The 26,741-nt window shown below is 62.0% G+C and carries 29 protein-coding genes; 18 read left to right on the top strand and 11 right to left on the bottom strand.

Features of this window, described 5'->3' with window-relative positions; all coding sequences use genetic code 11:
* Positions 1–30: 30 nt before the first annotated feature.
* On the bottom strand, positions 31–1,827 hold the full coding sequence (locus NE852_RS03120) for an acyl-CoA dehydrogenase C-terminal domain-containing protein (protein ID WP_258156188.1): 1,797 nt from the start codon (positions 1,825–1,827) through the stop codon (positions 31–33).
* Between the two features lie 257 nt (positions 1,828–2,084).
* Here NE852_RS03120 and NE852_RS03115 point away from each other — a divergent pair, with 257 nt between their 5' ends.
* The 6 genes from NE852_RS03115 to NE852_RS03090 all read left to right on the top strand — a co-directional run bounded on the left by NE852_RS03115 (position 2,085) and on the right by NE852_RS03090 (position 10,055).
* Complete coding sequence (locus NE852_RS03115) at positions 2,085–2,774, top strand: DNA-3-methyladenine glycosylase I (protein WP_037170847.1); 690 nt, start codon at positions 2,085–2,087, stop codon at positions 2,772–2,774.
* 72 nt (positions 2,775–2,846) lie between these two features.
* A complete protein-coding gene (locus NE852_RS03110) occupies positions 2,847–3,548 on the top strand; it encodes an SDR family NAD(P)-dependent oxidoreductase (RefSeq protein WP_008524191.1) in 702 nt (233 codons plus the stop codon).
* A gap of 78 nt (positions 3,549–3,626) precedes the next feature.
* Positions 3,627–3,992: a VOC family protein gene (locus NE852_RS03105; protein ID WP_037170849.1), complete on the top strand. Its 366-nt coding sequence runs from the start codon at positions 3,627–3,629 to the stop codon at positions 3,990–3,992.
* Positions 3,993–4,320: 328 nt separating this feature from the next.
* The gene (locus NE852_RS03100) at positions 4,321–8,094 is read left to right on the top strand and encodes an SEL1-like repeat protein (protein WP_008524193.1); all 3,774 of its coding nucleotides are present in this window, start codon (positions 4,321–4,323) and stop codon (positions 8,092–8,094) included.
* A 237-nt stretch (positions 8,095–8,331) separates the two neighbouring features.
* On the top strand, positions 8,332–9,255 hold the full coding sequence (locus NE852_RS03095; protein WP_008524194.1) for a sulfite exporter TauE/SafE family protein: 924 nt from the start codon (positions 8,332–8,334) through the stop codon (positions 9,253–9,255).
* Positions 9,255–10,055: a TIGR02186 family protein gene (locus tag NE852_RS03090; protein WP_008524195.1), complete on the top strand. Its 801-nt coding sequence runs from the start codon at positions 9,255–9,257 to the stop codon at positions 10,053–10,055. Before NE852_RS03095 ends, NE852_RS03090 begins: the two co-directional genes overlap by 1 nt.
* Positions 10,056–10,064: 9 nt before the next feature.
* Here NE852_RS03090 and NE852_RS03085 read toward each other — a convergent pair whose 3' ends face one another.
* The gene (locus NE852_RS03085) at positions 10,065–10,352 is read right to left on the bottom strand and encodes a YciI family protein (protein WP_008524196.1); all 288 of its coding nucleotides are present in this window, start codon (positions 10,350–10,352) and stop codon (positions 10,065–10,067) included.
* Positions 10,353–10,364: 12 nt separating this feature from the next.
* Positions 10,365–10,973: a TetR/AcrR family transcriptional regulator gene (locus NE852_RS03080; RefSeq protein WP_008524197.1), complete on the bottom strand. Its 609-nt coding sequence runs from the start codon at positions 10,971–10,973 to the stop codon at positions 10,365–10,367.
* A 220-nt stretch (positions 10,974–11,193) separates the two neighbouring features.
* Between NE852_RS03080 and NE852_RS03075 the strand changes: the two genes are divergently transcribed.
* Together NE852_RS03075 and NE852_RS03070 are read left to right on the top strand one after the other, a co-directional pair.
* Positions 11,194–11,751, top strand: a complete 558-nt coding sequence (locus NE852_RS03075; protein WP_258156187.1) for a dihydrofolate reductase family protein — start codon at positions 11,194–11,196, stop codon at positions 11,749–11,751.
* Positions 11,752–11,872: 121 nt separating this feature from the next.
* Positions 11,873–12,454, top strand: coding sequence for a transglycosylase SLT domain-containing protein (locus NE852_RS03070; RefSeq protein ID WP_008524199.1), 582 nt, complete (start codon positions 11,873–11,875; stop codon positions 12,452–12,454).
* A gap of 44 nt (positions 12,455–12,498) precedes the next feature.
* Here NE852_RS03070 and pdeM read toward each other — a convergent pair whose 3' ends face one another.
* Genes pdeM through NE852_RS03055 form a run of 3 tightly spaced genes read right to left on the bottom strand, consistent with a single transcriptional unit; the run spans position 12,499 to position 16,439 of the window.
* Positions 12,499–13,224, bottom strand: a complete 726-nt coding sequence (gene pdeM / locus NE852_RS03065; RefSeq protein WP_258156723.1) for a ligase-associated DNA damage response endonuclease PdeM — start codon at positions 13,222–13,224, stop codon at positions 12,499–12,501.
* A gap of 23 nt (positions 13,225–13,247) precedes the next feature.
* Positions 13,248–15,758, bottom strand: a complete 2,511-nt coding sequence (locus tag NE852_RS03060; RefSeq protein ID WP_008524202.1) for a ligase-associated DNA damage response DEXH box helicase — start codon at positions 15,756–15,758, stop codon at positions 13,248–13,250.
* Positions 15,759–15,806: 48 nt separating this feature from the next.
* A complete protein-coding gene (locus NE852_RS03055; protein ID WP_008524203.1) occupies positions 15,807–16,439 on the bottom strand; it encodes a YitT family protein in 633 nt (210 codons plus the stop codon).
* A gap of 125 nt (positions 16,440–16,564) precedes the next feature.
* Between NE852_RS03055 and NE852_RS03050 the strand changes: the two genes are divergently transcribed.
* Both NE852_RS03050 and NE852_RS03045 read left to right on the top strand, forming a co-directional pair.
* Positions 16,565–17,065: an Rrf2 family transcriptional regulator gene (locus NE852_RS03050; RefSeq protein ID WP_008524204.1), complete on the top strand. Its 501-nt coding sequence runs from the start codon at positions 16,565–16,567 to the stop codon at positions 17,063–17,065.
* Positions 17,066–17,087: 22 nt separating this feature from the next.
* On the top strand, positions 17,088–17,549 hold the full coding sequence (locus NE852_RS03045; RefSeq protein WP_008524205.1) for a carboxymuconolactone decarboxylase family protein: 462 nt from the start codon (positions 17,088–17,090) through the stop codon (positions 17,547–17,549).
* Positions 17,550–17,616: 67 nt separating this feature from the next.
* Here NE852_RS03045 and NE852_RS03040 read toward each other — a convergent pair whose 3' ends face one another.
* The 3 genes from NE852_RS03040 to NE852_RS03030 form a co-directional block, all read right to left on the bottom strand.
* Positions 17,617–17,784 carry a hypothetical protein gene (locus NE852_RS03040; RefSeq protein WP_164841414.1) on the bottom strand — a complete coding sequence of 56 codons (168 nt, stop codon included), beginning with the start codon at positions 17,782–17,784 and terminating at the stop codon, positions 17,617–17,619.
* Positions 17,785–17,882: 98 nt separating this feature from the next.
* On the bottom strand, positions 17,883–18,518 hold the full coding sequence (locus NE852_RS03035) for a YitT family protein (protein ID WP_008524207.1): 636 nt from the start codon (positions 18,516–18,518) through the stop codon (positions 17,883–17,885).
* A 210-nt stretch (positions 18,519–18,728) separates the two neighbouring features.
* The gene (locus NE852_RS03030; RefSeq protein WP_008524208.1) at positions 18,729–19,661 is read right to left on the bottom strand and encodes a class I SAM-dependent methyltransferase; all 933 of its coding nucleotides are present in this window, start codon (positions 19,659–19,661) and stop codon (positions 18,729–18,731) included.
* 142 nt (positions 19,662–19,803) lie between these two features.
* Between NE852_RS03030 and NE852_RS03025 the strand changes: the two genes are divergently transcribed.
* The 3 genes from NE852_RS03025 to NE852_RS03015 all read left to right on the top strand — a co-directional run bounded on the left by NE852_RS03025 (position 19,804) and on the right by NE852_RS03015 (position 22,044).
* Positions 19,804–20,070, top strand: a complete 267-nt coding sequence (locus tag NE852_RS03025) for a DUF6460 domain-containing protein (RefSeq protein WP_008524209.1) — start codon at positions 19,804–19,806, stop codon at positions 20,068–20,070.
* 1 nt (position 20,071) lies between these two features.
* Positions 20,072–20,569 carry a CAP domain-containing protein gene (locus NE852_RS03020; RefSeq protein WP_258156186.1) on the top strand — a complete coding sequence of 166 codons (498 nt, stop codon included), beginning with the start codon at positions 20,072–20,074 and terminating at the stop codon, positions 20,567–20,569.
* Between the two features lie 131 nt (positions 20,570–20,700).
* A complete protein-coding gene (locus NE852_RS03015) occupies positions 20,701–22,044 on the top strand; it encodes an MATE family efflux transporter (RefSeq protein ID WP_008524216.1) in 1,344 nt (447 codons plus the stop codon).
* On the opposite strand, the gene NE852_RS03010 is transcribed toward NE852_RS03015, so the two are convergent.
* Both NE852_RS03010 and NE852_RS03005 read right to left on the bottom strand, forming a co-directional pair.
* Positions 22,020–23,108 carry a quinone-dependent dihydroorotate dehydrogenase gene (locus NE852_RS03010; RefSeq protein WP_008524217.1) on the bottom strand — a complete coding sequence of 363 codons (1,089 nt, stop codon included), beginning with the start codon at positions 23,106–23,108 and terminating at the stop codon, positions 22,020–22,022. The two genes, NE852_RS03015 and NE852_RS03010, sit on opposite strands and share 25 nt — an antisense overlap.
* Positions 23,105–23,458, bottom strand: a complete 354-nt coding sequence (locus NE852_RS03005) for a DUF952 domain-containing protein (protein WP_037170853.1) — start codon at positions 23,456–23,458, stop codon at positions 23,105–23,107. The genes NE852_RS03010 and NE852_RS03005 overlap by 4 nt, the downstream gene beginning before the upstream one ends.
* 118 nt (positions 23,459–23,576) lie before the next feature.
* Between NE852_RS03005 and NE852_RS03000 the strand changes: the two genes are divergently transcribed.
* The 5 genes from NE852_RS03000 (at position 23,577) to NE852_RS02980 (ending at position 26,732) form a co-directional block, all read left to right on the top strand.
* Complete coding sequence (locus tag NE852_RS03000; RefSeq protein WP_008524219.1) at positions 23,577–23,975, top strand: hypothetical protein; 399 nt, start codon at positions 23,577–23,579, stop codon at positions 23,973–23,975.
* 90 nt (positions 23,976–24,065) lie between these two features.
* Entirely contained in the window at positions 24,066–24,713 is a 648-nt protein-coding gene (locus tag NE852_RS02995; protein WP_008524220.1) for a response regulator transcription factor, read from the top strand.
* A gap of 124 nt (positions 24,714–24,837) precedes the next feature.
* Positions 24,838–25,503 (top strand): helix-turn-helix transcriptional regulator, encoded by a 666-nt coding sequence (locus tag NE852_RS02990; RefSeq protein ID WP_008524221.1) that lies wholly within the window; start codon positions 24,838–24,840, stop codon positions 25,501–25,503.
* An 11-nt stretch (positions 25,504–25,514) separates the two neighbouring features.
* The gene (locus tag NE852_RS02985; RefSeq protein ID WP_008524222.1) at positions 25,515–26,270 is read left to right on the top strand and encodes a thermonuclease family protein; all 756 of its coding nucleotides are present in this window, start codon (positions 25,515–25,517) and stop codon (positions 26,268–26,270) included.
* Positions 26,271–26,318: 48 nt separating this feature from the next.
* Entirely contained in the window at positions 26,319–26,732 is a 414-nt protein-coding gene (locus NE852_RS02980) for a tellurite resistance TerB family protein (RefSeq protein ID WP_008524223.1), read from the top strand.
* Positions 26,733–26,741 lie beyond the last annotated feature (9 nt).

Genomic DNA, 26,741 nt, shown 5'->3' with positions numbered 1-26,741 from the left:
CCCTCCCCACAAGGGGGAGGGAGAACCGGCTCAAAACGCTTCCGCAGCCAGTTCCATAATCGTGTCGGCACCGGCTTCGATGCGGGCTTTGCGCAGCGCGGTTTCCGGCATGATGCGCTCCATGAAAAATTTCGCCGTGATCAGCTTGTTCTTCAGATAATCCTCGCGGTCTCCACCACCGGAAGCAAGCCCGTCCTCGGCGGCTTTCGCCATTTTCGCCCACATATAGCCGAGAACGACGAGGCCGAAGAGGTGCATGTAATCGGTCGAGCCGGCGCCGGCATTGTCGGGCTTGGCCATAGCATTCTGCATGAACCACATGGTCGCGCCCTGGACGTCGTTCAAGCCTTTCTTCAGGTGCTTGGTGAAGAAGGAGAGTTTCTCGTTGCTGCGGTTCTCCTCGCAGAAATCGCCGATCTCCTTGAACAGCGCCATGGCGGCGCGGCCGCCGTTCAGGGCGAGCTTGCGGCCGACGAGATCGAGCGCCTGAATGCCGTTGGCGCCTTCGTAGATCATGGCGATGCGGGCATCACGGACATACTGGCTCATGCCGTGTTCTTCGATATAGCCATGACCGCCGAAGACCTGCTGGGCCATGACGGTGTGATCGAAGCCCTTGTCGGTCATCACACCCTTGAGGATCGGGGTGACGAGGCCGAGAATGTCGTCGGCCGTCTGGCGCTCCTTCTCGTCGGTGGCGCGGTGGGCGATATCGGACTTGAGCGCGGTCCAGAGCAGGAAGGCGCGGCCGGCCTCGTTGAAGGCGCGGATGATCATCAGCGACCGGCGGATATCCGGATGGACGATGATCGGATCGGCCTTCTTGTCCGGTGCTTTAACGCCGGAGAGCGCGCGGCCCTGGATACGGTCGCGGGCATAGCTGGCGGCGTTCTGATAGGCGATCTCGGAAATGGCAATGCCCTGCAGACCAACCATAAGGCGGGCCTCATTCATCATCACGAACATGGCATTGAGGCCGCGGTTTTCGGCGCCGATCAGGAAGCCCGTCGCCTCGTCGTAGTTCATGACGCAGGTGGCGTTGCCGTGGATGCCCATCTTGTGCTCGATCGCACCACAGGAGACGGCATTGCGAGCGCCGGGTTCGCCGTCCTTGCCGACCAGAAATTTCGGAACGATGAACAGCGAGATGCCCTTGGTGCCCTCGGGCGCACCCTCGATGCGGGCAAGCACCAGATGCACGATATTGTCGGTCAGGTCGTGCTCACCGGCGGAGATGAAGATCTTTTGGCCTGATATCTTGTAGCTGCCGTCTGCCTGCGGCACCGCCTTGGTGCGCAGCATGCCGAGATCGGTGCCGCAATGCGGCTCGGTCAGGTTCATGGTGCCGGACCAGGAGCCATCGACCATCTTCGGCAGATAGGTTTTCTTCTGCTCGTCGGTACCGTGTACGAGGATCGCGGCGATCGCGCCCTGCGTCAGGCCGGGATACATCATCAGCGACATGTTGGCGGCGGAAGTATATTCGCCGACGGCGGTATGCAGTGTATAGGGAAGCCCCTGCCCGCCGAATTCCTCCGGCACGGCAAGGCCGATCCAGCCGCCATCGCGATAGGCTTTGTAAGCTTCCTTGAAGCCCTTCGGCGTTGAGACGCTGGCGTCTTCGTGGCGGGTGCAGCCTTCCTGATCGCCGGAATAATTCAGCGGAAAGAGAGCCTCCTCGGCAACCCTTCCGGCCTCGCCGAGGATCGCTTCGATCATATCGGGCGTTGCCTCGGCAAAACCCGGCAGATTGTTGTAGCGTTCGAGGCCCAGCACGTCGTTCAGGACGAAGAGCGTATCGTTCACCGGGGCCTTGTAGACTGGCATCTCTCAAATTCCTCCCATTCGGCTGACCGGATCGCGCCGGCCTTGGGCATTGTCTTACAAAATATTGACGTTTGCGTAAACGTCAAATTCTGCATCTTTGCCAGCTTTTGTGAAAAATTTCTCAGAGCCTGAATCCGGACGATGAGACATCGAAGGGAAGAGACGCCATCTCCCCTTTCTTGTCCATCGTGGAGCGTCGTATAAGAGCAGACGTCTTTCTATCCGCAATGGCTGCAACGCTTCAGGAGACCGCCGGCATGATCAGTTTCGAGGCGATAAGGCAGCGGGCGGAAGAGCGTAAAGGCGGAGCGGCCGCGCTGCAGGCAATGCTCGATAAGCACCGGCCGGATCACGACCGGCTGCGGGCCATACCCGACGACCGCATCCTCGCGGACATGACGCGGCGCGTCTTTTATAGCGGCTTCGTCCAGAAGGTGATCGATGCGAAATGGCCGGGCTTCGAAGCGGCGTTTTCCGGTTTCGATCCGGCCATGCTGAATATCGCGCCTGATGACTATTGGCATGAGCTGACATCGGACGAACGGATCATCCGCAACGGCGCAAAGATCATGTCGGTTCGCGCCAATGCCGCCTTCATAAGAGAACTGGCGAGGGAATATGGCAGCGCCGGTGCCTTCTTCGCCGACTGGCCAAGGGAGGATCAGATCGGCCTTCTAGACCTGCTGAGCAAGCGCGGCAGCCGGCTCGGCGGCATGACCGGACAATATTTCCTGCGTGGCATCGGCCGCGACAGCTTTGTCGCCACGATCGACGTGCTCGCCTGCCTGAGATCGGCCGGCGTGCCGCTTTCCCTCTCCGGCGCGACGAAGAAGGATCAGCAGCTGATCCAGCAGGCCTTCAACGATTGGGCCGATGAGACGGGCCTTTCCTTCATCCATCTCTCGCGCATCAGCGCTTATTCGATCGATGCGGCGCAACCGCACTGAAATTCCACGCGGAGGTGGCGCAAGCCGTTCGGGCTTCCTACGTCTTTCGGACGATCGACCGAGGAAAACATCATGACCGACTTTCCCTATGGCAGCGCGCTCATCGTCGGCGCAGGTTCCGGCATCAGCGCATCGCTCGCCAGGCAATTATCGGCGCAGGGCGTCAAAGTCGGGCTTGCCGCCCGCAATATCGAAAAGCTCCAGACTTTGGCCGAGGAGACCGGCGCCAGCACCTTTACGTCAGATGTTTCTGAGCCTGAGAGCGTCGCGGCTCTGTTCGAAGAGGCCGCGAGCGCAATCGGCGGGCCCGACGTGGTGATCTTCAATGCCAGCGCTCGTCTCCGCGGCCCGCTCGCCGAACTCGATCCCGCGGACGTCGAGAAGGCGATCGCGACTTCCGCTTTCGGCGGTTTTCTGGTGGTGCAGCAGGCGGCGCAGCGAATGATACCACGCCGCAGCGGCGCGATCCTGCTGACCGGAGCATCGGCCAGCGTGAAGGGTTTTGCCCAATCGGCGCCCTTCGCGATGGGCAAGTTCGCGCTGCGCGGCCTTGCCCAGAGTGCTGCCCGCGAACTCGGGCCGATGGGCATCCATGTCGCGCACTTCGTCATCGATGGCGCGGTGCGCTCGCTGACCCGGCCCGACCGCGCCGACAAGCCTGACGGCACGCTCTCGCCGGATGCGATCGCCCAGACCTATATCGACGTGCTTCGCCAGCACCGTAGCGCATGGTCGCTGGAGGTCGAGGTCCGGCCATGGACCGAGGACTTCTGAGCCCCAGCCGAGAGGCAACTTTCGCAGTTGCGTCGAACGGGCTATGTTTCCTCGCCGAAGCTGGCTGTGAGGAACCCGATGCCGCGATTGGACCACGTCACCATCGAAACACGCGATGCGCCCAGGATGATCAGCTTTCTGGAGACACTGCTCGGCGTCAAAGAAGGCTATCGGCCACCCTTCGCCTCGCGCGGCCACTGGCTCTATCTGGATGAACGCCCGGTCATCCATCTCCTCCTGACATCACGCGGCACCGATTTTCCACCCGGCATCTTCAACCATGTTGCCTTCAGCCTTTACGAATTCGAGCCAGCGCTGGAGCGCATCAAGGCGAGCGGCTATCGCTACGAATATAACGATATTCCCGACACCGATCTCGGCCAGATCTTTGTCTACGGGCCGGAGCGCGTGAAAATCGAGCTGCAATATCCGCGGCCCACCTGAGCGCTACCTGCCGTCCGATCCGAGTAATTCGACAGCAATTGCCGGCGAAAACGGCCTATTGAACGCAAACGTTAAAAAATTCTCATCGACATTAACGGCTTGTTTACCACGTTTCGTGAAAGGTGCGGATTGAGCAGTAGTGATCAGCATTCATTTTTCTCAGTCTCGCGTTTCTAAGAATGCCGCTACATCGTTCAGCTTGAGGAAAGTCTAATTGACTAACGTCTTGTGAATGGTGCGCTCCGGTCCGCGTGAAAACGCGGCAGCAGAGGGAAAAGCCACGGATCGAGCTCTGACGAGAGGTCGAGCAGTCGAAGCGAGCAAAAAGATGAACGGATCGCGATCAAATCCTTCCCGACAGTCCGACAGGACATCGCTCGATGCGCTGAACCGCACGATCGAAGGGCTGGAGGCGCGGATCGAAGGGCTGATGGGCAGCGGGCGCGACCAGCGGCCGCGCGCTGCAACGGCCGAGCGCGATCCTTACACGAGCTCCTATGCACCACGTCCCGCAAGAGCGCCGATCGAGCCGCGGCCGGATCCGCTCGCCGAAATCCGGCAGCGCCAGCGGGCACTGGAAGCAGGCCGCGAGCGGCCGTTTGCGGCACGCGAGCAGCCCCCCCAGTTTCGTGAACCCGCGCCGCGCGCCACAGCGCCCACCCCGGCGCCAGGCTTTCGGGCCGGCGACGACACGATGACGGAGATCGCCCAAGCGCTCGTCAACCTCAGACAGGATCTGAAGCGTGATATTTCCGAGGGCGTCACCCGCGAGATGAACGCGCTGCGCGCAGAGCTGCGCGAGATCAAGGCCAATGCCGGGGACGGCCGTTTCGCCGACGACATCCGCGCCGACATGGGCCGCCTTGCCCAAAGCATCACACAGCTGACCGGCCGCTCGGATGGCCCGGAGGCCGCCGGCCTGCGTCAGGATTTCGAGGAACTGCGTTCGCTGATGGATGGGCTGGCGCGCGAGGATTCGCTGCGCCACATGGAAAATCGATGGGACGGTTTCGAGAGCCGGCTTGCCGCGCTCGATACCGAGGGGCTGCAGGAAGAGCTGGTTTCGCTCGCCTACCGGCTCGACGACATCAAGCGCCATATCGGCGGCATGGGTGAAAGCCCGGCCGTTCGGGCGCTGGAAGACAAGCTCATTTCCATCGCCACGGCGATGGAGCAGTTCGGCAATCTCATCCAGCCGCACGACCGGATCATGTCCGAACAGTTCGCCGCCATGGACATGCGGCTTGACGAGATCAGCCGGGCGATCGCCGCCAGCGGACGCGCGGCCGCGGCCAACGATCCGGCGCTGATGCAGCGCCTGGAAAGCCGGCTTTCGGCCCTCGCCGATCAGATCGACCTGATGAGCCATGACGCGGCCAGCCGCGCGACGCCGGCCGACGACCTGGCAATGCGCCTGGAGGCGCTGACGTCGCGCGTCGAGGAACTGACGAAGGCAGAAGCGACATCGCGGCTCGACGAGCGGCTGGAACATCTTTCCTATCTCCTGGAGCGGACGCAGAAGGCAGCCCCCCAGCCCGACCTCACGGGCGCGCTTTCCGACATTTCCCGCAAGATCGACGCGCTGGAAAATGGGGCCGTCAACGACGTGCTGGCGCAGCGGCTCGACTATCTCGCCCGACGCATCGACGAGATGGCCTATCAGCAGCCGGCACCTGCGGCGACGATCGACGACGGCGCTTTCCGGCGCCTCGAAGGACGGCTGAGCGACATTGCCGCCCGGTTGGAGGAGAGCACATCGGCGCCGCCGACCGATCCGCGGGCGCTGAGGAACCTCGAAGACCAGATCGCCAATCTTTCGGCCTTGATGAGTGAGCCGCGCGAAAGCGCTCAGATACCCGCCGATCTCGACCGGCGCATGGGCGCGATCGAAGATTATATGGCGACAAGCGACGAATATATCATCGAGGCTGCCCGGCAGGCGGCGGAAGCCGTCGTCGAAGCCTATTCGCGCAATGGCAGCCTCCAGGGCGCCGTGCCCGCCGCCGACATGTCGGCGTTAACAGCGCTGGCCGAGGACCTGCGGCATCTCGAGGATATCACCCGCGACAGCGAAGAGCGCACGCACAAGACCTTCAAGGCGCTGCACGAGACGCTGGTTCACATTGCCGACCGCCTCGACGGCATGGAAGAGCGGGGCCGGCCGAGTGCCCAGATGCCGGTGGCCGATGTCGATTTCGATGTCGATCCCTATGCGCTGATGGTGGCGGAAGCGGGCCGGGCACAGGACGCTGCCCCGACAGCAAAGGCCTCTCCCGTCATTCGCACCGCCGAAGTCGCAACGGAATCCAGCATCCCGGCGCAGGCCGCGGCCATGAGCGGAGCGAGCGCGATCGCCATCGAAGCCGCGACGCGGTCGCCGGAAGCCGCGATGCCGGGAGCAGCACCGGCAAAGGTCAGCCTGCTTGCCAGCCTCGGCAAACGGTTGCTGCCCGGCAAGAAAACCGAGAGCAAGGCAACCGAACGCGCGGTTATCGATCCGGCACCGTCGATCGATCCCGCAGACGTGGTGCCGACGGATGCGGCAAACGAACTGCTCGAACCGGGCTCAGGCGCGCCTGACGTGAAGAAGATCCTCGAGCGGGTGCGCGCCAGCCAGAGTGCGGCGCGCGGCAAACCTGCCGGCGAAACCGATCGCGCCGACTACATTGCCGCTGCCCGCCGTGCGGCGCAGGCCGCCGCCATGGAGGTGGACGCCAATCCGAAGCAGGCAACCATCAAGGCCGAGAAGAAGAGCATCAAAACCGACAAGGCCGTCAAGACTTCCGACAAGACGGGCAAGACCAGCGCCTTTTCGCGCTACCGGCGGCCGATCCTGCTGGCAGTCGGCGCCGTGCTGCTCGCCATCATGGCCTTTCCGCTTGCCCGCACGCTGACGAGCGGCGAACGCGCGCCACAATCGCCGGCGGAAGTCTCGGCGCTGACGGGAGCAACGGAAAATCCTGCGCCGGCAATGCTCGAAGCAATGCCCGCACAGCAGGCTGCCGGCACTGCCGAAACGAACGCTCCCGCAGCCGAGACAATAGCTCCCGCCGCGGAACAGGCACAACCGGATGCCGCACCCCCGGTGGCTGGCGAACATCTGACCGACGCGACGCCGCTCGATGGCGAAGGTGCTGCGACCCTCGCCGCGCCCGGCGCGGCTGGCGCAACACAGGAGACGTCAGGCTTCGTTCCCAACGCGCCCACCACCGCACCGCAGGCCGGAATCACCATTCCCGATACAGTGCAGCCGAAATCGCTTGCCGATGCGGCGCGCAGCGGCGATACGCTCGCGCTGTTCGAGATCGGCGCGCGCTATTCAGACGGCCGAAACGGCGTGACCGTCGACCAGAAGCAGGCGGCAAGCTGGTATCAGCTTTCGGCCGACAAGGGCTTTGCGCCGGCACAATACCGGCTCGGCAGCATGTACGAGAAGGGCAACGGCGTCGAACGCGACATCAACAAGGCGAAGGGCTTCTACGAACAGGCGGCGAACCAGGGCAATGCCAGTGCGATGCACAATCTGGCCGTTCTCTATGCCTCCGGCGCTCTCGGCCAGCAGGATTATGCAACGGCCGCCTCATGGTTCACGAAGGCCGCAAACCTCGGCATCACCGACAGCCAGTTCAACCTCGCGATCCTCTGCGCACGCGGCAACGGAGTTCCGGTGGATCTCGAAGAGTCCTACAAGTGGTTCGCAATCGCCGCCAAGGCTGGCGACAAGGACGCGGCACAGAAGCGCGACGAAGTGGCTAACGCCATGAAACCCGACCAGCTCGAACGGGCGCGCGCGAAAGCCGATCTCTGGAAGCCGGAGCCGCTCGATCATCGTACGAACGGCATCGACATCCCGGACGAATGGGCAGGCACGGGCGCAAAGACGGCGACCGTCGACATGAAGAAGGCGATCCGCAACATCCAGGCGATCCTCAACAATAACGGCTTCGACGCCGGAGTGCCGGACGGCGAAATGGGCGCGAAGACCGTTGCTGCGATCAAGAGCTTCCAGAAATCGGTCGGCCAGGAGCCGGACGGCAAGGTGACCGATGCGACCGTGAAGGCGCTGCTCGAACGCAATAAACAGGGCACGAAGGCAATCTAGAAAAGGCTTCGCGGCAAGCTTTCTTCGATTTTGCCGCCGCCTGTCACAATACCTGAAAAAAGCCGGATTATGCGGGACATATCGATCCGCGCATCCGGCGAATCTTCTGCCGGACCTCCATCGCTCATCAGGGGCCCGATCGAAAGCCTCTGGCAACGATTTCACAGTATGGTGCGCATTCGAACGGGGACGTGACAAAAGCCGCCCGGCAGGCGCGGTTATCATTCGGGGTCGGTTGTGACAATCTATCTGCCCATTGCAGAATTGTCGGTGAACATCTTCATCATTCTCGGCATGGGAGCGGCCGTCGGATTCCTGTCAGGAATGTTCGGCGTCGGCGGCGGCTTTCTTATTACTCCGCTCTTGATCTTCTACAACATTCCTCCCGTCGTCGCGGTCGCGACCGGCGCCAACCAGGTTGTGGCCTCGTCCATTTCAGGCGCGATCACGCACTTCCGGCGCGGTACGCTCGACGTCAAGCTCGGCACGGTGCTATTGGTCGGCGGTCTGACGGGCGCCACGGTCGGCATCTGGATCTTTTCGCTTTTGCGACGGGTGGGACAGCTCGATCTCATCATCTCGCTGATGTACGTTATCTTCCTCGGCACCGTCGGCGGGCTGATGCTGCTCGAAAGCATCAATGCCATGCGGCGGGCCGCCCGCAACGAACCGCCCGCGCCGCGCAAGCCCGGCCACCAGCACTGGGTGCACAAGCTGCCGCTCAAGGTACGTTTCAAAAAATCGAAGATCTATCTCAGCGTCATCCCGATCGTCGCGCTCGGATTCGCGATCGGCATCCTCACCTCGATCATGGGCGTCGGCGGCGGCTTCATCATGGTGCCGGCGATGATCTACCTGCTGCGTATCCCGACCAATGTCGTCGTCGGCACTTCGCTGTTCCAGATCATCTTCGTCACCGCCTATACAACGATCGTGCAGGCGGCGACGAATTTTTCCGTCGATATCGTGCTCGCCTTCATCCTGATGGTGGCAGGCGTCATCGGGGCGCAATACGGCGTGCGTGTCGGCCAGAAACTGCGCGGCGAGCAGCTGCGCGCACTCCTCGGCCTGCTTGTGCTCGCCGTCGGCTTGCGCCTTGCGGTCGCGCTGGTGGTGACGCCGGCCGACGTCTATTCGGTCGTGATGGGAGCGGGCAACTGATGCGCCTGCTTGCCGCCTTCATCCTATTTCTTTGCCTGCTGCCGATCAGTGCCGGAGCGCAATGGCTGCCCGGACAGGCGACGGAAGCCGTACGTGAAGGGCTGGAGATCGGCACATCGACCAGCGAAATCGCCATCACATCAGATTTCCGCGGCGCAGACCTGACGATCTTCGGGGCTTTGTCGAACACCGACCAGCTGCTGCTCGCCATCGGCCAGTATGACGTGGTCGTGGTGCTGGAAGGGCCGCGTGAGGATGCGACGGTGCGCAAGAAGGAGCGCGTCTTCGGCATCTGGGTGAACAGGCGCTCGATGACCTTCGAAGCGGTGCCGCATTCCTATTCGATGTCGAGTTCACGCGGGATAGACGACCTGACGACCCCGCTCGAACTGACCGATCAGGGGATCGGCATCGATCACATTCCGCTGACCCCGGTCGGCTTCGTCGGCGACGGCAGCAATCTCGGCGAATTCCGCCAGGCTTTCCTGCGGCTGCAACAATCGGGCGCACTTTACGACCGCAATCCGAGCGGGGTGCGGTTCGTTTCCTCCAACCTCTTCAAGGCGAGTCTGCGCCTGCCGGCCAACATCCCGAACGGTGTGCATACGGTGCGCGCCTATCTCTTCAAGAGCGGCAATTTCATCACCGAAAAATCGCTGCCGCTGCGCGTCATCAAGACCGGCATCGAGCAGACGATCACCGATGCGGCGCATAACCAGCCGATCCTGTACGGCTGCGCGGCCGTGCTGCTTGCCGTCATCACCGGCTGGAGCGCCAGCCTGATCTTCCGCAAGGACTGATCCTATCTCTCATGTCCTCAAGAAGGCGAGGCGCTCATCGATGCGAACCGGCGCAACTTCCTGAATATCGGCGGTGACCACGCCTTCCGCCACAAAGGGATCTTCCTGAATCCGAATTTCCAGATCGGCGCGTGACGTGTTGTGGGCGACGACGGCTCCTCCCGCACTCGGCTGAAGGCCGCCGACGAGGAGAAACACGCCATCATCGAAGCCACGCTTGATCCAGGCGCTATGTCCTTCCATCAGGACAGGGGCTTTGGCCTTGCCGGCGGCGAACTTCAGGGTAACGAAAAACATCCGGGAACTCCCTTAGGAAGGCTGTACAGGAACGATTTCAGAGAAGGCGGTTGATTTAGGCAGCCGCGCTGCTAGCCACGTAGAGATATTTTCCACCTCACGGCGAACGAAGGTTTCGTCGCGATATGCGGCGGCGAGTGCAGCAACACCCTGACTCCACATCAGGACGTGCATGGCGAGCGCATCGGCATCAGCCTCGCGGCCGACCGCAATGAACTGGCGTGAGAGCCAATGACGAAACAGATCGAAAATCTCGGCTGCCCGGCCCCTGGCGATGTGATCGAGCTTGGCGAGTTCGCCACAGAGCGTGCCGACCGGGCAGCCATAAGCCATGATCTTTGCCTGGTTCACGATTAGGAGTTGGACGAAACTGAGAATTCGCTCACCAGGAGCCTCGGATTTGGCCTCCCATGCCTCGAGCATCGATTTGGTTTTAGCCAGACGATGGGTGATCACCGCGTCAAGAAGCTCGTCCTTGGTCCGGAAGTGGTAGTAAAAGTTACCCCGAGACAACTCGACCACTGCAGCGATGTCAGCAAAGGACGTCGCCTCAAAGCCTCTCTGGTAAAAGAGCCTATCGGCGGCTTCGACGATCTGCTGTCGCGTGACCGCAGCAACCAATTCCTTCCTCCTTATCTTTTCTTCAAGCGCCAGCGGTAAACACCTAGGACATTTGACCTAAAAACTCATTAGGACAATCGACCTAGAACAGTCAAGTGCGCATGCTGGACTTTGGACAAACAAGCCGCCTAAAAACCGCTTGCATTCCGCTATCAGATTGCCTATATGGAACCAGTTTCATATCGCAACCAGTTAACGCATGACGCTGGAGGAGGATGGAATGAGGAAGCTTGTTGTCTGGAATCTGATGACGCTCGATGGTTATTTCGAAGGGACGAAGCCGTGGGATATCGACTTCCACAATTTCGCCTGGGGGCCGGAGTTGCGGCAATATGCCGAACGGTTCGGCGAGGAAGGCGATCTCCTGGTCTTCGGCCGCAAGACTTACGACGGCATGGCCTCCTACTGGCCGACCGCCGAGAGCGAAGACAAGATCAAGGCCTATATGAACGGCATCGCCAAGATTGCCGTGTCGCGGACCATGACCGATCCCGGCTGGAATAATGCCCGCGTCGTCAGCGATCCGATCCCCGAGTTGACGAAGCTGAAGCAGGAAAGCGGCAAGACGATCTTCATCTTCGGCAGCGCCGAGCTTTCCGACAGCCTGCTGAAAGCAGGCCTCATCGATGAAATCAGGGTCTGCGTCGTGCCAGTGATCCTCGGCGGCGGCAATCCGCTTTTCAAGCCTACAGAGAGCCAGGCGCCTTTGAAACTCATCGATTCCTCGACGACGCAAAGCGGTGCGGTGATCCTGCGATACGAACCCGTCAAGGTGTAGCGAGTTGTGGTCACGGCTGTTGGTCTTCCCGCGTGGTCCCTTCAGAAAAATTCGAATTCGACTAAAAACCGGTTTTTAACATTTACGAGTTAGTAATCTCTCGGAAACGAGAGGTTTTGTTATGCGTACTCGTATCGTTTTGACGGCCGTGGGTCTCACGCTGCTTGCGGGCTGTGCGACGGCGCCGAAGCAGACGAGGAACATTTGCGCCGTTTTCGATCAGCGCGAGGGGCTTTTCTCCAGCTGGCAGAGTGCTGCCGAGCGGACGCAGAAGAAATACGGCGTGCCCGTGCCGATCCTGATGGCGACGATGTACACCGAATCCGGCTTCCAGCCCTATGCGCGGCCGCCGCGCACCAGGCTGTTCGGCTTCATTCCCTGGACCCGGCCTTCGACGGCCTACGGCTATTCACAGGCGCTCGACGGCACATGGGATCATTATCAGTCGCAAACGGGGAACTGGGCGGCGCGCCGCACGAACTTCGCCGACGCGATCGATTTCATCGGCTGGTATCACTATCAGAACAGTGCGGACACCGGCATTCCGTTGAACGACGCCTATAATCTCTATCTCGCCTATTATTCCGGGCCGACCGGATATAAGCGCGGCGACTGGCGTTCGAACGGGCAATTGCAGCAGACCGCGCAGCGCTTTGCGAGGATGGCAGGCACATATCAGCAGCAATTGCAGGGGTGTGATTGAGCGTATTCAAGGGCGCGCCATGCTGTCCTTGAAATAGCGGGGCGCTATCCTCGCAAATTCCCATACCGGACCGAATAAATCCGGTCTCGACCCAACAGATGCGCCACCAGCGAGGCTTTGTCGAACAGGCCCTTCATCGCCTGATGGCCGAGATCCAGGCCGCCGCTCATCACGCCGAAGGCAGGCATGAGGAGGCGAGCGCCGTCGGTGGCGAAACAGGGGCGTCGGACGGATCTTTCGCGCCGGCGAACGGTCGCCGACGGATGCAGGTGGCCAGCGATTTCGCCTTTCTGCAGGCCATCCCTCGGCTCGTGGCGAAACGTCAGGCCGGCATAATGCATCTCATCGACGGACACGCCCGGCAGATCGACGATGCCGTCAGGATCGTGGTTGCCATTGATCCAGATCCATTCCCGGCCGCGCGCCATCGCGACGATCAGAGCGCGGAAATTTTCGGGCAGATGCTCCGAACCGATACGATCGTGGAAATTATCGCCGAGCGAAATGACGAGCTTCGGATCATAACGCGAGATGACGGCGGAGAGCACCGTCAGAGTCGCCAGCGTATCGTAAGGCGGCAGCATCATGCCACGACGGGCGAAGGCTGCCCCCTTTTCCAGATGCAGGTCGGAGACCACGAGCAGGCCGGCATCCGGAAGATAGAGAGCGCCGAGCGGATCGCAGACGGCGGCAATGCCGTTCACCGATGTCTCGATGCCCGGTATCGCGGCCAATGCTGAAATGTCGCGCGCGAGCGCCAGGCGGTTCATCACTGTCGTCGTTTCCAAATTCGTCAAGCCAAGGCTTCGGCGATCAGATCGTCCGCCGCCTCGGCGAGCAGCGCATCATGGGCCTCGCCGGGCACCGCTTCCCGTCCGATTTCCAGCATCACCGGCACGGCGAGCGGAGAAATATGGTCGAGGGCGCGGTGCGTGATGTGGCCCTTGATTCGCATCAGCATATCGCCAAGACGGCGAATATCCAAAAGCCCGGTGGCTGCATCCTGCCGCGTCGCCTGCAGCAGGATGTGATCCGGCTCGTGGCTGCGCAGCACGTCGTAGATCAGATCGGCGGAGACGGTGATCTGGCGGCCGCTCTTTTCCTTGCCCGGATGGCGGCGCTCGATCAAGCCTGCAATCACTGCGCAATTGCGGAAGGTGCGCTTCAGCAGGAAGGATTCGTCGAGCCAGGCCTCGAGATCGTCGCCGAGCATATCCTCGTCGAAGAGGTCGGAGAGGCTGAGACGGCCGTTGCCGATCATCAGCCCCATATCCTCGAGGCCCCAGACGGCAAGGGAGTAATCGGTGGCGACGAAACCGAGCGGTTTGGCGCCCGCCCGCTCCAGCCGGCGGGTGAGTAGCATTCCGAGCGTCTGGTGGGCGAGGCGGCCCTCGAAGGGATAGGCGACCATATAGCCGCGGCTACCGCGCGGGAAGGTTTCGATCAGGAATTCGTCGCGCTTCGGCAGCATCGACTTGTCTTTCTGCAGCGACAGCCAGTCGCGCACCTGATCGGGCAGATGGCGCCAGCGATCGGGATCGGCGATCATCGCCCGCACCTGCTCGGCGAGATAGGTCGACAGCGGAAACTTGCCACCAGCATAGGACGGAATCTTCGGATCGAGGGAAAAGGCCTGCGAGGCCAGACATTCGTTTTCGCGGATGCCCTCGAAGCGCAGCACCTTGCCGGAGAAGATGAAGGTGTCTCCCTGCGACAGTTGCTCGAGAAAATATTCCTCAACCTTCCCCAGAGTGGCGCCGCCGCGGCCGATCCGGCCGCCCTCGCCGCGCTTGACCATGCGGATGTTCAGCATCGGGCTTTCGACAATGGTGCCGAGGTTGAGGCGATATTGCTGAGCGACCGCCGGGTGGGAAACGCGCCAGCGCCCCTCCTTCGTCTTGCGGATGCGGGCGTAGCGCTCGTAGGTCCTGAGCGCATAGCCGCCGGTCGCCACGAAATCGACGACACGCTCGAAGATCTCCCAGGTGAGATCGGCATAGGGCGAGGCGCTGGTGACTTCGTCGTAGAGCTCCAGCATGTCGAAAGGTTCGGCGCAGGCCATGCCGAGCACGTGCTGGGCAAGCACGTCGAGCGCGCCACGCCCGACGGGCGGGGTATCCTGCGCGCCGATGTAATTGGCGTCGAGCGCAGCCTGGCACTCCATGACTTCGAAACGGTTGGCGGGCACGAGGATCGCCTTCGAGGGCTCGTCCATGCGGTGATTGGCGCGGCCGATGCGCTGGGCAAGGCGCGAGGCGCCCTTCGGCGCGCCGACATGGATGACGAGATCGACATCGCCCCAGTCGATGCCAAGATCGAGCGTGGAGGTGGCGACGACGGCGCGCAGCCGGTTTTCGGCCATCGCCGCCTCAACCTTGCGGCGCTGGGCAACATCGAGCGAGCCGTGGTGGAGGGCGATCGGCAGATTATCGTCATTGATCGTCCAGAGTTCCTGGAAGAGCATTTCCGCCTGGCTGCGGGTATTGACGAAAAGCAGCGTCGTCTTGTGCTCGAGGAGCTTGGTGTAGACATCGGGAATGGCATATTTGGCGGAGTGGCCCGCCCAGGGAATGTGCTCCTCGGTCGACAAGATGGAGATGTCAGGCTTGGCGCCGCCTTCGACGACAACGAGGCCGGCATGATGCTCCCTGCCGTCTTCCTGGGCAACCAGCCATTTCTGCAGGTCCATCGGCTCCGCCACTGTCGCCGATAGGCCGATGGTCTTCAGTTCAGGGGCAAGGCGGCGCAGGCGGGCAAGGCCGAGCGACAGCATATGGCCGCGCTTGGAGGTGACGAGTGAATGCAGTTCGTCGAGGACGACATATTTCAGGTCCTTGAAGAAGCGCTCGGCCTCCCGGTTCGCCAGAAGCAGAGCGACCTGCTCGGGCGTCGTCAGCAGAATATCCGGCGGATTGAGCTTCTGGCGCTGTCGCTCGGCGTTCGGCGTATCACCGGTTCGGTTCTCGACCGTAACGGGCAGGTCCATCTCCTCGACCGGCTTCATAAGGTTGCGCTCGATATCGATCGCCAGCGCCTTCAGCGGCGACACATAGAGCGTGTGGATACCGATGAAGGCGGAGCCAGGCGGGATTCGGCCGCGGCGAGTGAGATCGGTGAGCGACGGCAGGAAACCGGCGAGCGTCTTGCCGGCGCCGGTCGGCGCGATCAGCAGCGTGCTTTCACCCGCCTCGGCGCGGGAAAGCAGTTCCAGCTGATGGGCGCGCGGACGCCAGCCCTTTTCCGCAAACCAGCGGGTAAAGGCGGCAGGCAGCAGGGCGCGGGCTTCGGAATCGATCTGGTCCACATGCTGAAGGTAGCGAAAGCCCAGGGAAAAAGAAGAGCGGCCATCGCCTCACACGGCGATATAGCGGTCCTTGCGGTGATTGATGGCAATCGCGAGGTTGAGCACGACCGCGCCGAGCACGGAGCAGGCGATGATGAAGGGGCTGGCGACGAAGAAGGAGAGCGCCAAGATGACAAGGTCGAAGCCGAGCTGAACGAGGCCGGCGCGCCAGCCGAGACGATCCTGGATATAGAGGGCGAGAATGCCGATGCCGCCGAGGCTGGCGCGATGGCGGAAGAGCGCCAGCATGCCGGCGCCGATGACGAGGCCGCCGAACAGCGCCCCGGCGATAGGGTTGACATGAGTGATGCCGATAAAGCCCGGCACGAATTCGGACAGGATCGAGGTCAGCGCGATGGCGGCGAACGTCTTGATGGTGAAGGCCGGCCCCAATCGGCGAAAGGCAAGATAATAAAAGGGCAGGTTCACGGCAAAGAAGCAGAGGCCGAAGCTGAAGCCCGTCGCATAATGGGCGAGAAAGGCAAGACCGGCCGTGCCGCCGGCAAGCAGCCCCGCGCCCGACAGAAGCGAGACGCCAAGCACGGCGAGCATGCTGCCGGCGACGATGCCCTGCGCATCGTCGAACGGCGAATGGCGATCGGCGCTGGAATTCAGAAGGCCTGCGAAGGCGTTGGATGCCATGATGTTCCCCTGTCGGCTTTTTCCGTCTTCTATCCCGCGCGGGGATAAAGGCAAGCAGCAAGGCGCCTCTTGACAGTCGCCTTAATCGTGGATATTTTTTATCCACGAATTAGGAGGCCGTGCGTATGAAAATGAGCGATGGGGTCGAGCAGGCCATTCACAGCGTCGCAATGCTGTCCGGCCTTTCCGAAGGCGGCGTGCTTTCGGCGGCGGCACTGGCGGAATTCCATGGCGTTTCGACGAGCTACCTGCTCAAACATCTGCAGGCGCTCTCGGGCGCCGGCATCCTCGATACCGTACCCGGGCCGAAGGGCGGCTATCGGCTGGCGAAGACGCCGGCGGAGATTTCGCTGCTCGACATCCTGCTTGCGGTCGAAGGACCGGCGCCGGCCTTTCGCTGTGCCGAAATCCGCCAGCGCGGACCAAACCCGGTCTCCGATCGTTTCTTCGCCAAGCCCTGCAACATCAGCGCGGCGATGCTCCGAGCTGAACGGGTTTACCGGGCGGAACTTGCCAAGACCAGCATTGCCGATCTCGGCATCGAACTGCATGCCCTCGACGACGGATCGATCGCAGCCCGGGGCTGCGCTTTCCTTGAAATCCACGAACGCAAGACGGCTCGCTGAGCCCCAACCAAGGAGAAAGACAATGCAACCACGTTTCAACTTCGCGAAAGCCGCCCCCGATGCCTACAAGGCCATCGCCGCACTCGAGCAATATGTCCAGTCCTCTGGTCTGGAGCGCCGCTTCATCCACCTGATCAAGCTGCGCGCTTCGCAGATCAACGGCTGCGCCTATTGCGTCGACATGCATGTGAAGGAAGCCCGCCACGATGGCCTCAGCGAACAATGGATCAACCTGATGTGCGTCTGGCGGGAATCGCCGGTTTATGACGCCCGCGAACGCGCACTGCTCGGTTGGGTCGATGCGGTAACGAACATCGCTAAGACAGGCGCACCGGATGCCGACTACGAGGCGCTGAAGGCGCATTTCTCCGAGAAGGAGATGACTGAGATTACGGTGGCGATCGGCGCGATCAATATCTGGAACCGGCTTGCCGTCGGCTTCCGCTCGCAGCATCCTATCGATAAGGTAACGAAGGCCGCGTGATATATCCGCTTACGGGGAAACCATCCCGGCGACCGACCCGAAAATCTCGGGTCGGTTGAATAATCGGTCACTCATTGTCCGTAGTGGCTCGCATGGCAATGGCGTCAAACCTATTGCCGGAGAGATCGACGCCGTTGAGGAGGTCTCGAACGACTTTCGCAATTTCCTCTGCGGAAGCACCCTTGGCGTATTCTTCCTGCATGCGGCGTCTTACAAGTTTTTCCAAATCTGACATGGCTCACCTCATCAAATCCGGCGCGAGAAGAAGTGTCGCGCCGGGGTGGATCAGAGGCAAGTTACGTTTTGTTTAGAATGGGTTACGGATTTGTAAGGTTACAGTGCGATGTAGCGATCAGCCCGGTGATTGATCGCGACGAAGAGATTGAGCACGATAGCGCCGAGCACCGAATAGAATACGACGGGCGGGGTGGTGACGAAGAAGGCGGCGGCGAGCACGCACATGTCGATGGCGAGCTGGACGAGGCCGGCGCGGATGCCGAAGCGCTCCTGCAGATAGATGCCAAGAATGCCGACGCCGCCGAGGCTGGCGCGGTGGCGATAGAGCGCCAGCAGGCCGAAGCCGAGCAGCAGGCCGCCGAGGAGGGCCGCCCAGGCCGGATGAATGCTCGAAATCGAAAAGAAGCGCGACTGCACATCGGCAAGCACCGACGTCAGGCCGATGGCGATGAAGGTCTTGATCGTGAAGGCCATGCCGAGACGCTTCCACGAGAGATAGAAGAACGGCAGGTTGAGCAGGAAGAAGGCGAGGCCGAAATTGATGCCGAAGGCATAATGCAGGAGGAAGGCCACGCCGGCCGTGCTGCCTGTGAGAAGGCCGGCGCTGGCAAGCACGTAGAGGCCGAGCGCCGCGACAAGGCTGCCGGAGAAGATGCCCTGCACATCCTCGATGGGAGTGTGGCGCGTCGCGCTCGTGTTCCAGACGCCAAGGGCATTGATGAGCTGTGTCATGTCGTCGGTCTCCAAGGCGGACAAGTTCAGGACCGCCCGGAGAAGGCCCGGACGTTGCGGATTTTTTTCACTATGGAATGAGCCGGAGCGCCCGGCGTTTTATCGCTACGCTCCCTGCGGATAGCCGTGCAATATCAAGCTTTTCCGGTTTCGATCAAGCGAAATAGGTAAGCGTTACTGACCTATTCAAAAATCGCAAGAAATATTCGTTCATACCGGTTTGCGCGCAAGGAACAGAATGCCGGAAACCGAGTTCCCGCCATCTTTGCGAATGAACGTCTTGACGAGCTTGAGGATTTCGAGGCCGTGACGGGCGAGCAGCAGCCTGACATAAGTCTCCGAATGGGCATAACGCAGCGACGGGGCGAGATGGAAGCTTTCGCCTTCCCCCGCATCCTCGACCGAAAAGGCGATGTCGGCGCCAGCGGCGGCGAGTTCTCCGACGATGGCAAAGACGCTCTCGAGATTGCCGAGATACATCAGGACATCGGCTGCCGTCACGAGATCGGCGCGGTGGCGCGCCGCGTCGGCAAAGATACCCGAACCATCGGGCGCCAGCGAAAGATCGGCTTGGGCGAGACTGTCATAGACATCTTTCTCGGCGGCCTTCGTCAACATGTTCTGCGAGAGGTCGAAGCCTTCGAGGCGGCCGACGCCAGCGCGGATTTCAGGACCAAGCAGACCGGTGCCGCAGCCGAGATCGACGGCGAGTTCGTAGCGCCTGCCGGTGGAGGCAACAAGCGCCGCGAGCTTCCGCGGGACGGAATAATCGAGTTTTTCGACGAGTGCGGTTTCGAAACGATCGGCATAATCGTCGAAAAGGCGTTCGACATAGCGGCTCGGCGGCTGATCGGGAACAGCGCTATCGCCGAGAAGGGCGAGCTTGAGGGCCGCACCGAAGATATCATCGGGATCGAGGGCAAGCGTCCTTCGATAGGCCTCGATCGCTGCTTCGCCCCTGCCCGCCTTTTCCAGATAGGTGGCGAGACGATACCAGCCGGCGGCCCAGGCGGGTGCGAGTTCGAGCGCCTGCTCCATTAGCTCGGCGGCGGCTTCCGGCTCACCCCCCTCTTCGAGCATCCTGGCATAATCGGCGCGGCGGTCGGCGATGACGTCGCCTGAGGAAAGCTGGTGGGGCTGCATGACGGACCTATTGTTTCGCTGGCATTTGGCGGCGGTCACAAAAAAACTCAAGTCCTATCTCAGAGGCGAAACAGCCAATTCCGGAAAGGGCTTGCAGGCGCCGCGCCGCAACCTTATTCCAGGGGCAAACAGGAGATGGCGCATGTCCGATCAGGTGAACAAGTTCCTCGGCGATTCGCTCGGCCGCACACTGGTAAAGCTTATCGTGGTGTCGCTGATCGTCGGCTTTGTCATGACCGTTTTCGGCCTGACGCCCTGGAACATCATCTATGGGTTCCGCGACTTCATCCTGGAGATCTGGCATCGGGGTTTCGCAGCACTCGGACGCGTCGGCGACTATCTCATCCTCGGCGCGACGATCGTCATCCCGCTCTTCGTCATCCTTCGTCTTTTCAGCTATCGCCGGTAACATGACATCCATCCATCTTTCCAGGCGCGGCCTGCTGCGCCTTTCCGGACTTGCCTTTGCCGCCGGCATCGCAGGCTGCACCACGACCCCGCGGATCGCCGGCACGCCTTCGAACGGCGAGGACGAGACGGCGAGCGTATTGCCGCTCGTCAATCAGCTCAGGGCGAAAAACGGGCTGCCGCCGCTTGCTATCGATCCGGCGGCGCAGACCGCCGCTCTCTTCCAGGCGAAACGCATGGCGAGCGCCGGCAAGATGGCCCATGTCATGGGCATGACCGACAGTTTCGGCGCGCGCGTCAAGGCGAGCGGCGTCCGGCTGCCGGCAGCGGAAAACATCGCGTCGGGCCAGCAGAGCGTCGATGACGTGGTGACGGCCTGGATCAATTCGCCGCATCATCTGGAAAACATGCTCGGTCGTTATGACGGCCTCGGCGTCGCCGTCGCGCATAATGCATCTTCCAGAAACCTGCCTTATTGGGCCATGGTGCTTTCCAGCTGAAGTGATTCTGCCTCCCAAGCATGTCGCGCAAAAGTGTGCCGCGGTTTTGCGGCAACGACATGCGTAAGACAAGAACCTAAAGTGCTGGGAGCGAACCTGAAAGATCGCGACGCGCTTTAGACGAGGCCGGTATGGATACGCGCAGCAACAGTCACTCTCTCGCCTTCGACGTCACGCACCGGCTGGTGCTCTCGATCGCCATCCCGATGACGCTCGGCTTCATGACGACGCCGCTTCTCGGGCTGACGAGCACCGCCGTCGTCGGCCATATGGGCGATCCGGAGGCGCTGGCGGGGTTGGCGATCGGCGCCATGCTCTTCGATCTCATCTTGGGTAGTTTCAACTTCCTGCGCGCCTCGACGACGGGACTGACGGCGCAGGCCTATGGCCGGCGGGACCAGCATGAACAACAGGCCGTTTTCTGGCGGGCACTGATTTCCGCGCTCGGCTGCGGCTTGGCGCTGCTCTGTCTTTCGCCGCTCTTGATGGCGGCCGGCTTGAGACTGATGGGCGCCGAAGGGGCGATCGCCGAGGCGACCAGCACTTATTTCTCGATCCGCATGCTGGCGGCACCTGCGGCGCTCGCGAACTACGCGATCCTCGGTTTCGTGCTCGGACGCGGACAGGGCAACGTCGGACTCCTGCTGCAAGCACTGATCAACGGCATCAACATCCTGCTTTCCATCTATCTCGGCCTCTCGCTCGGCTGGGGCGTGGCCGGGGTCGCCTGGGCAACGATGGCCGGCGAAACGGCTGGCGCGATCGCCGGGCTTTTCATCGTGCTCAGTGGCTTCAAGGCAGGGCGACCGGCATGGTCGGAGATATTTTCCCGTCATCGCCTGGCGGAGCTTTTTGCGCTCAACCGCGACATCCTGATCCGCACCTTCGTGCTGATCGGCGCCTTCACCATCATGACGCGGATCGGCACCAGCTTCGGCGCGATCACCCTTGCCGCCAATGCCGTGCTGATGAATTTCTTCCTGCTCTCCGGCTATTATCTTGACGGGCTCGCCAATGCCGCCGAACAGATCACCGGCCGTGCGATCGGCGCGCGCTACCGGCCGGCCTTCGATCGCGGGCTGAAACTGACAACCCTCTGGTCCTTCGGACTGGCGGCGATCGTTTCCGCCTTCTTCTTCCTCGCCGGTCCCTGGCTGATCTCGGTCTTGACGACCTCATCCGAAGTGCGTGAAGCAGCCGGGATCTACCTGCCCTGGGCAGCGGTGACGGGGCTGACGGGAGCGCTTGCCTTTTTGATGGACGGCGTCTTCATCGGCGCGACATGGTCGGTCGACATGCGCAACCGGATGCTGATGTCCTTTGCCGGCTACCTCCTGATGCTCGCCGTCTTCGTGCCGCTCTTCGGCAATCACGGCCTGTGGCTGGCGATGAATGCCTTCCTGCTCTTCCGCGGCTTCTTCCTGGCGGTGCTGGTGCGGCCGCGAGCCGATCAGACCTTCCGCGCCGCCCAGTAGTCCAGCCTGCTGTCGCGCAAATCACGGATCGAGCCGGCCTTTTCACGGTCGAGCAGCGCCGAGAGACCGCGCACTATATCGCCGGGCAGGCCCGGCCCCTCATAGACCATGCAGGAATAGAGCTGGACAAGATCGGCCCCCGCCCTGATCTTTTCGAGTGCGGTTTCGGCCGAGGAGACACCGCCGACGCCGATGATCGGCAGGTCAGGGCCGACGCGCTTGCGCATCCTGGCAAGCACAGAAGTCGACTTTTCGAACAGCGGCACGCCGGAGAGGCCGCCCGCCTCCTTCGCCTGGCGCTGATCCTTGAGACCGTCGCGGGAGAGCGTGGTGTTGGAGACGATCAGTCCATCCAGCGCATGCGAAAGCGCTTCCGCCGCGATGTCATCCATGCCCTCTTCCGTCAGATCGGGGGCGATCTTCAGAAAGACCGGGATCTTCCGTCCGGATTTCGCAGCCTCTTCATCGCGCGCCGCCAGCACGGCAGAGAGCAGCGCCGCGAGGCTTTCGCGCGCCTGGAGGTCGCGCAGGCCAGGCGTGTTCGGCGAGGAAATGTTGGCGGTGAAATAACGCGCGACGGAATAGAAGCGGCGGATACCGGCGACATAATCGGCGATGCGATCCTCGCTATCCTTGTTGGCGCCGATATTGACGCCAACCATGCCATGGCTCCTTAGCGCTGCCAAGCGCGTGAAGGCGGCGTCATGGCCGTCATTGTTGAAGCCGAGGCGGTTGATGACGCCTTCATCCTCCACCAGGCGGAAGATACGCGGACGCGGATTGCCGGATTGCGGCTTCGGCGTCACCGTGCCGATCTCGGTAAAGCCGAAACCGAGCTTCAGTAGCGCCTCCGGTACCTCGGCATTCTTGTCATAGCCCGCGGCCATACCGATCGGATTTTCGAAGACGAGGCCGGCGACGGTCTGGCGCAGGCGCGGATCGGGAGCGATCCGGCAGGCCGGCACGAGGCCGGATTTCAGCGCGGCAATCGACATGCCGTGCGCGGTTTCCGGATCGAACAGGAAAAGACCCTGGCGGGCGAAACGCTTGAAGGGATCGATCATGGCTGCAGCTCCGGGAAAACGTGCGCGCCGTCCTGATCAAGCGGCAGTGGCGCCTCCCACAATACGGCCGAGAGCGGCAACTTGGCATAGAGATGTGGGAAGAGATCGCCGCCGCGCGAAGGCTCGAAAATCAATTTGTCGCCGAGGCCGCTGCCATCGACGGCAATGAGCACCAGGCCCAACTGGCCGGCAAAATGCAGCGCGGCGGTCTGCCTGACCTGGGCTGCCGTCGATAAATGGATGAAACCGTCCTTGAGATCGATGCCGGCGCCATGAAAAATGCCGGTTTGTCTGGCTTCCTGCCAGAGCGCTTCCGTCACGATCTTGTAAAGGGTCGGTGTCACGGTCATCATGGCCTCACGATATGCTGGTCCTCGATCATGAGCGCTTTGCCGGAAAGAGACGGCGATGTCCACGCCCCGGCGCGTAAAAGGGGACGGCCACGGGAAAAATCCGGAGGATGAGACGATGAAGGTTTTGGTTCTCACGTTTGGCGCTGTTTTCCTGGCGCTTGCGGCTGCGGCCGCCGAACCCGATGCCAGCCGCTTCCAGCTCGAAAGGAGCGGCGACCATTTCGTCCGGCTCGACCGGCAGACCGGGGCGATGTCGATCTGCCAGGACAAGGACGGCGCGCTGGTCTGCCGGATGGCAGCCGACGAACGGGCAGCCTACGAGGATGAACTCGACCGGCTTTCCCAGCGGGTGACGAAGCTGGAACAAGGCGGGCTCGTTCAGCGCGCGCTGCCGAGCGATGCCGAGATCGACCGCTCGATCAGCATCATGGAGCGGATGATGAAGAGTTTCATGGGGATGGTGAAGGAGTTCCAGTCCGAGGAAAAGACCAATCCCCTTCCGCAGAAGACATGATCTGATATAGTCATTTCAGCAAGTGTTCATGCGACGCGGAGGGATGGCGACGCATGCAGGCATGATCGGACTCTTGGGAGGGAGTTTTCGATGCAGGAACAGACCATCATCATCGCGGACGACCATCCGCTTTTCCGGGATGCGTTGCGCCAGGCGGTGATCGGCATGGAAGGCCGGCAGGCGATCGTCGAGGCCGGCGATTTCGCTGCCGCGCGTAAAGCAGCAGGCGCCCATCCGGATGCCGATCTGATGCTGCTCGATCTCGCCATGCCCGGGGTCAGCGGCTTTTCCGGTCTGATGGCCTTGCGCGCCGAATTCGCCAGCCTGCCAATCGTCATCGTCTCGGCAAGCGACGATGCGACGACGATCCGCCGGGCGCTGGAGCTCGGCGCTTCCGGCTTCATTTCCAAATCCTCCGGTATCGAAGACATTCGCCGCGGCATCCAGACGGTGCTTGCCGGCGATATCGCCACGCCGGAGAGCTATCGCGACGGGCAGGAACAGGATCCCGATGTCGCCGACCTGATCCACCGTCTGCATACGCTGACGCCGCAGCAGAGTCGGGTATTGACCATGCTTGCCGAAGGCCTGCTGAACAAGCAGATTGCTTACGAACTCGGCGTCTCCGAGGCGACGATCAAGGCCCATGTCTCGGCCATCCTCCTGAAGCTCGATGTCGACAGCCGAACCCAGGCAGTCATCCAGCTCGGCAAGATCAATATGGCAATGGTCGCCTGAGCGCAGCACATGACTGCAAACAGGATTTTATTCCTTTCTCGTCTTTACTCGGGCGGCACGGTCGGTTAATATTCCGCTCGTTTGAAGCGCGGCATTGGATGAGCCGCACGGGATCGGGCGCATCATGCTGTCACACGAGCAGATCTGGGGAGCGATCGACAGGCTTGCCGAACGGCACGACCTGACGCCGTCCGGTCTTGCCCGGCGCGCCGGGCTCGACCCTACCTCCTTCAATAAATCGAAACGGCTTTCCGCCGACGGACGGCTGCGCTGGCCCTCGACCGAATCGATCGCCAAGGTGCTCGAGGCGACGGGGGCGAGCATGGAGCAGTTTCTCGCCTTCATGCGGCCGGGTGGCGGCCCGTCCGGACCGCCGGACGCCGCGTTTGCGCCTCCAGGCAACTCTATTCCCCTGCTCGGCTTTGCGCAGGCGGGTGCCGGCGGCTTCTTCGATGACGGCGGCTTTCCGGCCGGCCAGGGTTGGGACGTGGTGGAATTTCCGACGGCGCCATCACAAAAGGCTGGCGTTTATGCGCTTGAAGTGCAGGGCGAGAGCATGATGCCGTTCTATCGCGACGGCGACGTGCTGATCGTCGAGCCGGGGGCGCAGGTGCGTCGCAACGACCGCGTCGTCGTGCGGACACGCGAGGGCGAGGTGATGGCCAAGGTGCTGCTGCGTCAGAGCCCGCGGTCGATCGAACTCATGTCGCTCAATCCCGAACATCCCAACCGCACCCTCGATCTTTCCGACGTCGACTGGATCGCCCGCATCATCTGGGCCAGCCAATAGGAAGATATTCCATGCGCCCTGCCGCCTTGGTTACAGGTATCACAGGGATTGCGGTGGTCGCCGGCCTGCTGATGGCGGGCGAAGCAAAGCTTGGCGGCGGCGCGGGCGGAGAAGAGATCGCGCCTGCAGAGGAAATGACGACAGCGACGGCGGATGCCGTTCCTGGGACCGTCGCACAGCCGGCGCCGATATCGGACGAGCACGCCGAAATGATTGCCCGCTCGGCCGCGCCGCCGGTTCCGCCCTCCCCTGATACAGCTGACGACACGATGTCCAAAGCCGCCGATGCCAAACAACTGGCGGAGACGACGGAGCGCGGCGTGGCAAGTGTCGACACGAAAAAGGCGACGGAGTTGTCACGGCCGGCGGTTGAAAATGCCGGCATTCTTTCCTTCGGCGAGCGAAGGCTTCAGCTTGCCGGCGTCATCCCGACGCCGGTCGACAAGATATGCGGGCCGGCAAGCCGGCAATGGCCCTGCGGCATGATGGCGAAGACGGCGTTGCGCCTGCTATTGCGCAATCGCAGCGTTACCTGCGATCTCGAGACAGCGGAATGGCAGGGAACGTCGACGGCCGCCTGTCGGCTCGGCACAGAGGACCTCGGCTCATGGCTCGCCGAAAATGGCTGGGCGGAAGCGCCGGCAGGTTCGCCGCTTGCAGCCGCCGCCGAGAAAGCCAGGCAGGCGGGAAAGGGTCTTTATGGCGACGATCCGCGCCGCAATCAGCCAGCGGCCCGGCAGCCGCGGAATGCTGCCGATCCCTTGTAAAGACCACTGCCAGTTCCTAATCTGGGCTGATCGAAAAAGGAATCAGAAATGAACAAGCCGCTTTCCGCCCATGATGCGCTGATCTACGTGATGGTGATGGCATCCGCCGTCGACAGCACGATGAATGACAGGGAGCTGGAAAGAATCGGCCAGTTGATCGGATTCCTGCCCGTCTTCCGGGATTTCGATGACGACAACCTGATTTCCGTCGCGCGCGACTGCGCCTCGCTGCTTGCCGGGCCGGAAGGTCTCGACGTCGTTCTGGAAACCGTGCGCGACACCCTGCCCGCGAAACTCTACGACACGGCCTATGCACTCGCCGTCGAGGTCGCCTCCGCCGATCTTTCCGTCAAGGCAGAGGAACTGCGGCTGCTCAGCCTGCTGCGCGATCGGCTCGGCCTCGACAAGCTCACCTGCGCAGCGATCGAGCGCAGCGCAATTGCCCGTTTCCGCAAGGGCTGAAGTCCGGTT

Origin of the sequence: Rhizobium sp. Pop5 (genome assembly GCF_024721175.1) — a bacterium.
GTDB lineage: Bacteria > Pseudomonadota > Alphaproteobacteria > Rhizobiales > Rhizobiaceae > Rhizobium.
This window is presented reverse-complemented; position numbering and strand designations above follow the sequence as displayed.

Coding starts and splice junctions, on each gene's coding strand:
- NE852_RS03120 (WP_258156188.1), bottom strand. CDS start 1,827: ATGCCAGTCTACAAGGCCCCGGTGAACGATACGCTCTTCGTCCTGAAC.
- NE852_RS03115 (WP_037170847.1), top strand. CDS start 2,085: ATGATCAGTTTCGAGGCGATAAGGCAGCGGGCGGAAGAGCGTAAAGGC.
- NE852_RS03110 (WP_008524191.1), top strand. CDS start 2,847: ATGACCGACTTTCCCTATGGCAGCGCGCTCATCGTCGGCGCAGGTTCC.
- NE852_RS03105 (WP_037170849.1), top strand. CDS start 3,627: ATGCCGCGATTGGACCACGTCACCATCGAAACACGCGATGCGCCCAGG.
- NE852_RS03100 (WP_008524193.1), top strand. CDS start 4,321: ATGAACGGATCGCGATCAAATCCTTCCCGACAGTCCGACAGGACATCG.
- NE852_RS03090 (WP_008524195.1), top strand. CDS start 9,255: ATGCGCCTGCTTGCCGCCTTCATCCTATTTCTTTGCCTGCTGCCGATC.
- NE852_RS03085 (WP_008524196.1), bottom strand. CDS start 10,352: ATGTTTTTCGTTACCCTGAAGTTCGCCGCCGGCAAGGCCAAAGCCCCT.
- NE852_RS03075 (WP_258156187.1), top strand. CDS start 11,194: ATGAGGAAGCTTGTTGTCTGGAATCTGATGACGCTCGATGGTTATTTC.
- NE852_RS03070 (WP_008524199.1), top strand. CDS start 11,873: ATGCGTACTCGTATCGTTTTGACGGCCGTGGGTCTCACGCTGCTTGCG.
- pdeM (WP_258156723.1), bottom strand. CDS start 13,224: ATGAACCGCCTGGCGCTCGCGCGCGACATTTCAGCATTGGCCGCGATA.
- NE852_RS03055 (WP_008524203.1), bottom strand. CDS start 16,439: ATGGCATCCAACGCCTTCGCAGGCCTTCTGAATTCCAGCGCCGATCGC.
- NE852_RS03050 (WP_008524204.1), top strand. CDS start 16,565: ATGAAAATGAGCGATGGGGTCGAGCAGGCCATTCACAGCGTCGCAATG.
- NE852_RS03045 (WP_008524205.1), top strand. CDS start 17,088: ATGCAACCACGTTTCAACTTCGCGAAAGCCGCCCCCGATGCCTACAAG.
- NE852_RS03040 (WP_164841414.1), bottom strand. CDS start 17,784: ATGTCAGATTTGGAAAAACTTGTAAGACGCCGCATGCAGGAAGAATAC.
- NE852_RS03035 (WP_008524207.1), bottom strand. CDS start 18,518: ATGACACAGCTCATCAATGCCCTTGGCGTCTGGAACACGAGCGCGACG.
- NE852_RS03030 (WP_008524208.1), bottom strand. CDS start 19,661: ATGCAGCCCCACCAGCTTTCCTCAGGCGACGTCATCGCCGACCGCCGC.
- NE852_RS03025 (WP_008524209.1), top strand. CDS start 19,804: ATGTCCGATCAGGTGAACAAGTTCCTCGGCGATTCGCTCGGCCGCACA.
- NE852_RS03020 (WP_258156186.1), top strand. CDS start 20,072: ATGACATCCATCCATCTTTCCAGGCGCGGCCTGCTGCGCCTTTCCGGA.
- NE852_RS03015 (WP_008524216.1), top strand. CDS start 20,701: ATGGATACGCGCAGCAACAGTCACTCTCTCGCCTTCGACGTCACGCAC.
- NE852_RS03010 (WP_008524217.1), bottom strand. CDS start 23,108: ATGATCGATCCCTTCAAGCGTTTCGCCCGCCAGGGTCTTTTCCTGTTC.
- NE852_RS03005 (WP_037170853.1), bottom strand. CDS start 23,458: ATGACCGTGACACCGACCCTTTACAAGATCGTGACGGAAGCGCTCTGG.
- NE852_RS03000 (WP_008524219.1), top strand. CDS start 23,577: ATGAAGGTTTTGGTTCTCACGTTTGGCGCTGTTTTCCTGGCGCTTGCG.
- NE852_RS02995 (WP_008524220.1), top strand. CDS start 24,066: ATGCAGGAACAGACCATCATCATCGCGGACGACCATCCGCTTTTCCGG.
- NE852_RS02990 (WP_008524221.1), top strand. CDS start 24,838: ATGCTGTCACACGAGCAGATCTGGGGAGCGATCGACAGGCTTGCCGAA.
- NE852_RS02985 (WP_008524222.1), top strand. CDS start 25,515: ATGCGCCCTGCCGCCTTGGTTACAGGTATCACAGGGATTGCGGTGGTC.
- NE852_RS02980 (WP_008524223.1), top strand. CDS start 26,319: ATGAACAAGCCGCTTTCCGCCCATGATGCGCTGATCTACGTGATGGTG.